The organism is Pseudomonas sp. K5002 (assembly GCF_013386655.1).
GTDB lineage: Bacteria > Pseudomonadota > Gammaproteobacteria > Pseudomonadales > Pseudomonadaceae > Aquipseudomonas.
The window spans coordinates 1-4,886 of the sequence record NZ_JACARK010000141.1 but is presented as its reverse complement, the minus strand read 5'-3'; the positions used below and the strand labels follow the sequence as shown (position 1 = coordinate 4,886).

At 61.0% G+C, this 4,886-nt stretch carries 5 protein-coding genes and 1 pseudogene; 2 read left to right on the top strand and 4 right to left on the bottom strand.

Annotated features, from left to right (window positions below; all coding sequences use genetic code 11):
* Nucleotides 1-97: 97 nt before the first annotated feature.
* On the bottom strand, nt 98-1,000 hold the full coding sequence (locus tag HX846_RS08185) for a LysR substrate-binding domain-containing protein (RefSeq protein WP_003209251.1): 903 nt from the start codon (nt 998-1,000) through the stop codon (nt 98-100).
* Between the two features lie 176 nt (nt 1,001-1,176).
* Between HX846_RS08185 and gspG the strand changes: the two genes are divergently transcribed.
* Nucleotides 1,177-1,605, top strand: a complete 429-nt coding sequence (gene gspG, locus HX846_RS08180) for a type II secretion system major pseudopilin GspG (protein WP_102369043.1) — start codon at nt 1,177-1,179, stop codon at nt 1,603-1,605.
* Between the two features lie 4 nt (nt 1,606-1,609).
* On the opposite strand, the gene HX846_RS08175 is transcribed toward gspG, so the two are convergent.
* Nucleotides 1,610-1,846, bottom strand: coding sequence for a hypothetical protein (locus HX846_RS08175; protein ID WP_003209248.1), 237 nt, complete (start codon nt 1,844-1,846; stop codon nt 1,610-1,612).
* A 228-nt stretch (nt 1,847-2,074) separates the two neighbouring features.
* Between HX846_RS08175 and HX846_RS08170 the strand changes: the two genes are divergently transcribed.
* Nucleotides 2,075-2,632 carry an NADPH-dependent FMN reductase gene (locus tag HX846_RS08170; RefSeq protein ID WP_076013377.1) on the top strand — a complete coding sequence of 186 codons (558 nt, stop codon included), beginning with the start codon at nt 2,075-2,077 and terminating at the stop codon, nt 2,630-2,632.
* A gap of 116 nt (nt 2,633-2,748) precedes the next feature.
* On the opposite strand, the gene poxB is transcribed toward HX846_RS08170, so the two are convergent.
* Complete coding sequence (gene poxB / locus HX846_RS08165) at nt 2,749-4,473, bottom strand: ubiquinone-dependent pyruvate dehydrogenase (protein ID WP_008431335.1); 1,725 nt, start codon at nt 4,471-4,473, stop codon at nt 2,749-2,751.
* Between the two features lie 78 nt (nt 4,474-4,551).
* A pseudogene (locus HX846_RS08160) lies at nt 4,552-4,886 on the bottom strand (2,4-dienoyl-CoA reductase); the annotation flags it as partial.

The following is a 4,886-nucleotide window of genomic DNA, read 5'->3' as shown; positions in this document are numbered from 1 at the left end:
AGCCCCAGCGAGGCCGCGATAGCGGTAGATCAGGCAACCTCTTTATCGACAGTGCCGCCGCCTTCGCAGTCTCGCCAAGGCCCGACAGCTCCCACATTCACGGCAATGTGCTTGTCAGCAGGCTTTCAGCCTTCTCGGTGACAATCTCCAGCAGCGCATTCAAGGCGGGCGATGGCTCGCTGCCCTTCAGGGTCAACGCATACAAGGTCACCACAATCGGCGGTGACAACGGGCACGCATCCAGCCCGGCTTCCCGTGCTCCGCTGGCGGTGAACGGGTCGACAATCGCCAGGCCTTCCCCGGCTTCTACCATGCTGCGCATCATCTGGTACGTCTGCACCCGCGTTTGCACCACCGGCAGCGGGCGCAGGGCTTGCAGTTTGCTGTCCAGCAGGCGACTCAGCGGGTCCTGGCCTTCAAGGCCGATCATCGACTGCCCGGCCAGTTCCTGTAGCGCAATGTACTTCTGCCGCGGCTTCAGCCAGCCATGGGGCGCGAGCAATTGCAGCTTGCCGTGGGCCAGCGGTTGGCTGTGGATTTGCGGGTGTTCCGGGTCGTGCAGGCTCAGGCCGAGGTCGGCTTCGTGCAGCAGCAGGCTTTTGACGATGTCCCGGGTGGAATGGCTGGAGAGGTTGCACGGCGTGTCTTGGAAACGTCGGCGCAGCACGGCGATCGCCTGGGGCAGCAGTTGATTGGCCAGCGGCGGGGTGCACAGTGCGCGCAAGGGCGGGGCATGATGGTGCTTAAGGCTGCTGGCCAGGCGTTGCACCGGCTCAAGGGCTGCATAGAGGTGGGCGATTTCGGCCTGCAGCTCAAGGGTTTCCCGGGTGGCCTGCAAGCGTCCGCGCACACTGGCGAACAGCATGAAGCCCAACTGCAGCTCGGCATCCTTGAGGGTTGCGTCCACATCGGCCACAGGCAGTTGCAACCATTCGGCGGCGGTGCCGAGGTGTCCGGTCTGTAAAATCGCTTGAATGACTTCGATATGACGTAAACGCATGGCCGGAGTCTATGTTCAGCGCGACGTGGATTCAATGGCTCAGGCCCGGGCGTGGAAAAAAGACCCGCCACGGCAGCGCCCCAACTAGACTTGCACGATCAAGTCCCTTGGCGCCTGCAACCAGCAGGTCATACAAAGGGCGTATCAACCAGAGGATCCACGGGGGAGCCTTATCGATGCTCGGTAAAACAGACACGCGCGGGTTTTCGTTGTGGGACCTGCTGGTGGTGGTGCTGGTGGTCGGCGTGTTGGCGGTTGCGGTGGGGCCGCGGATCTTCGGCGACGTGACTCAGTCGGAAATCGCCACGGCCAAGGTCCAGTTGAAAGAGCTGGGCAAGGCAGTCGAGCAGTTTCATCAGGATGTAGGGCGTTATCCTACCGACGACGAGGGGCTGGCGGTGTTGACGGTTCAGCCAGCGGGAGAAGGGAAGTGGCGGGGCCCCTATCTCAAGGATCAGGACATGCTGACGGACCCTTGGGGCGTGGCCTATCAGTACCACTATCCTCCCAGCCAGGCCAAAACCAACTTTGATCTGTTCTCGTTCGGCAAGGACCGGACACTGGGAGGCGTCGGCGATAATGTTGATATCGCCTATGGGGAATAACGTCTTATGAAGCGTGGATCGTGGCGGATTCGCGGGTGATGATAGTGCCCGACTGAATCAGCCTGAACTCATCGCCATCCAGTTTTTCTACGCGGTCGCCAATGGCCAGCTTGTAGGTGGTGGTGGGCGCCGAGCCAGCCAGGCCGTCGAGGGGCGGGTTGGATTCCTGGAACTCATGCACCGAATAAACGCGACCTTCCGCGTCTCTGGCATGGAACTGTCCGACAAGTACTGCTGCCATCTGTTTAGAACCTCTGGAGATAAACACTCGATTTGCGGTTCTGTAGACCGTAGGAGAGCGGGGTAGTTTACCTATTGAAAAAAAATACTATTCGTTGACTTTTTCAGACATTACTTACAAATCCATCTGCGGTGTAAACGTCCCTGGGGATTGCAAAAACGCGCTGGTGATAGCGTCGCGCAGGCTCTATAACTACAAACTCCTTAAGTCAGAAATCGGGAAACCCCAATGAGCAAGGTCTACACGATTGCCGTACTGGTCGGCAGCTTGAGAAAAGAGTCGATCAACCGCAAGGTCGCCCTGGCACTGGCCGAGTTGGCGCCCGCCAACCTCAAGTTGAACATTGTCGAAATTGGCGATTTGCCGCTCTACAACGAGGACATCGACGGTGCTGCACCGCCGGCAGCCTACAGTACTTTCCGTCAACACGTGCGTTCATCCGACGCGGTGTTGTTTGTGACCCCCGAATACAACCGCTCCGTGCCGGGTGTATTGAAGAATGCGATTGACGTCGGTTCACGTCCTTATGGCCAAAGTGTCTTCAGCGGCAAGCCGGGTGCGGTGATCAGTGTGTCTCCCGGAGCCATCGGCGGTTTTGGGGCCAATCACCATTTGCGCCAGTCGCTGGTGTTCCTCGATGTGCCGTGCATGCAGCAGCCGGAAGCCTACCTGGGCGGTGCGGGCAGCGTGTTCGATGAGTCGGGCAAGGTCTCGGAAAAGACCAAGCCGTTTTTGCAGGCGTTTATTGATGCCTACGGCAAGTGGGTGGAAAAGCAAAGCGCATAAGTAACCTGTAGGAGCGAGCTTGCTCGCGAAGAACGTCCAGGCGACGCGAGCTTTCAAATAGCCCGCGTCATCGTTAACGATCTTCGCGAGCAAGCTCGCTCCTACAGTGGCGGGACTTATCTGAGCCAGTTGGTTTTCGCCAACTCGATCACCTCATCACCGCGTCCGCTCATCACCGCCTTGAGCATGTACAGGCTGAAGCCCTTGGCCTGCTCCAGCTTGATGCTCGGCGGCATCACCAGTTCCTGGGTGGCGGTGACCACGTCCACCAGCACCGGGCCGTCGTGGGCCAGGGCGCGGCGCAGGGCCGGTTCCAGGTCTTCGGACTGCTCTACGCGAATACCGAGGATGCCCATGGCGTTGGACATGGCGGCAAAGTCCGGGTTTTTCAGCTCGGTGCCGGTATCCAGGTAGCCCGCCGCTTTCATCTCCATGGCGACGAAGCCCAAAGAAGAGTTGTTGAACACCACCAGCTTCACCGGCAGGTTCAGCTGCGCCAGGCTGATGAAGTCACCCATCAGCATGGTGAACCCACCGTCGCCGGACATCGAAATCACCTGGCGCCCGGGAAACGCGGCTTGCGCACCGATGGCCTGGGGCATGGCGTTGGCCATCGAGCCATGGTTGAACGAGCCGATCAACCGGCGCTTGCCGTTCATTTTCAAGTAACGCGCCGCCCAGACTGTCGGCGAGCCAACGTCGGCGGTGAAGATTGCGTCGTCGTCCGCCAGTTCGCTGAGCAGGCGCGCAACGTATTGCGGGTGAATTGGCCGGCCGGCCTTTGACGGTTCCGCCAGGTCATCCAACCCTTGGCGGGCTTTTTCATAATGCTTGAGCGAGGTTTCGAGGAAGCTGCGGTCCGTCTTGCGGGTCAGGCGCGGCAGCAGTGCCTGGATGGTCTCGCTGACGTCAGCTGCAATGCCCAGGTCCAGCGTGGCACGTCGGCCCAGTGCCTGTGGGTTGCGGTCGACCTGGATAATTTTTGCGTCGGTCGGGTAGAACTGGCGATACGGGAAGTCGGTGCCGAGCATGATCAGCGTGTCGCAGTTGAGCATGGCGTGGTAGCCGGAGCTGAAGCCGATCAGGCCGGTCATGCCGACGTCGAACGGGTTGTCCCACTCCACATGTTCCTTGCCGCGCAGGGCATGCACCACGGGCGCGCCGAGGGCGTCGGCCAGGGCCACCACCTCATCGTGGGCGCCGGCACAGCCGCTGCCACACAGCAGGGTGACTTTGCCGCTGTGTTCGAGGATGTCGGTGAGGCGTTGCAGGTCCTGTTCCGCCGGCAACGTGCGCGGTGCCAGCAGGGCCGGCCACGGTTTGAATTTATCTTCTACTTCCAACAGTGACACATCCCCTGGAATCACCACCACCGCTACGCCGCGATTGAGGATCGCCGAGCGCATGGCACGGTGCAGCACGTGAGGCATCTGCTCGGGGTTGGTCACCAGCTCGATAAAGTGGCTGCACTCCTTGAACAGCTCCTGGGGATGGGTCTCCTGGAAGTAGTTCAGGCCGATCTCGGAGGAGGGGATCTGCGCCGCGATGGCCAGCACCGGCACGTGGTTGCGATGGCAATCGAACAGGCCATTGATCAAGTGCAGGTTGCCGGGGCCGCAGCTGCCGGCGCATACGGTCAGCTCGCCGGTGGCGGCGGCTTCGGCACCGGCGGCAAACGCGGCCACTTCTTCGTGGCGCACATGCATCCACTCGATGCTGTCCATGGTGCGCAGGGAGTCGGTCAGGCCGTTGAGGCTGTCGCCGGTCAGGCCCCAGATGCGCTTGATGCCCGCCTGTTCAAGGGTGGTCGCCAATTGCTGGGCCAGGGTGATTTTCGCCATGAAGAACTCCAATCGTCAGTGAGGGTAAAAAGCTGCTGATCAGTTAAGGACAGTTCCATGGCGCTGAATGCTCCCCGCTCAATGTGAAGAATTGGTCATCGCAGCGCGATATTGCCGAGTGCGGCGGGCGATAAACAGTTGGTCTTTTATCAACGCCAGCAGCGGCGTCACCCCGGGTTTCGGCTGGCGGCCACGGCTCAGGCGGCGAAGCTGATAGCGCACCACTGCCATGCTCGCCAGGCTGGCCAGGGGTTTGCGCTTCCAGCGGATCGGCGGCAATTGCGGGTTGAGATCGCGGCCGGCGCGCCATTGCTTGATCAGGTGCGGCTCCAGGGTCAGCGCGGTGGCGATCCCGGCCATGGCGATGCCGCTGTCCAGGACTTGCTGCACGATCGGCAAGCGCCGGATGCCGC

Coding starts and splice junctions, on each gene's coding strand:
- HX846_RS08185 (WP_003209251.1), bottom strand. CDS start 1,000: ATGCGTTTACGTCATATCGAAGTCATTCAAGCGATTTTACAGACCGGA.
- gspG (WP_102369043.1), top strand. CDS start 1,177: ATGCTCGGTAAAACAGACACGCGCGGGTTTTCGTTGTGGGACCTGCTG.
- HX846_RS08175 (WP_003209248.1), bottom strand. CDS start 1,846: ATGGCAGCAGTACTTGTCGGACAGTTCCATGCCAGAGACGCGGAAGGT.
- HX846_RS08170 (WP_076013377.1), top strand. CDS start 2,075: ATGAGCAAGGTCTACACGATTGCCGTACTGGTCGGCAGCTTGAGAAAA.
- poxB (WP_008431335.1), bottom strand. CDS start 4,473: ATGGCGAAAATCACCCTGGCCCAGCAATTGGCGACCACCCTTGAACAG.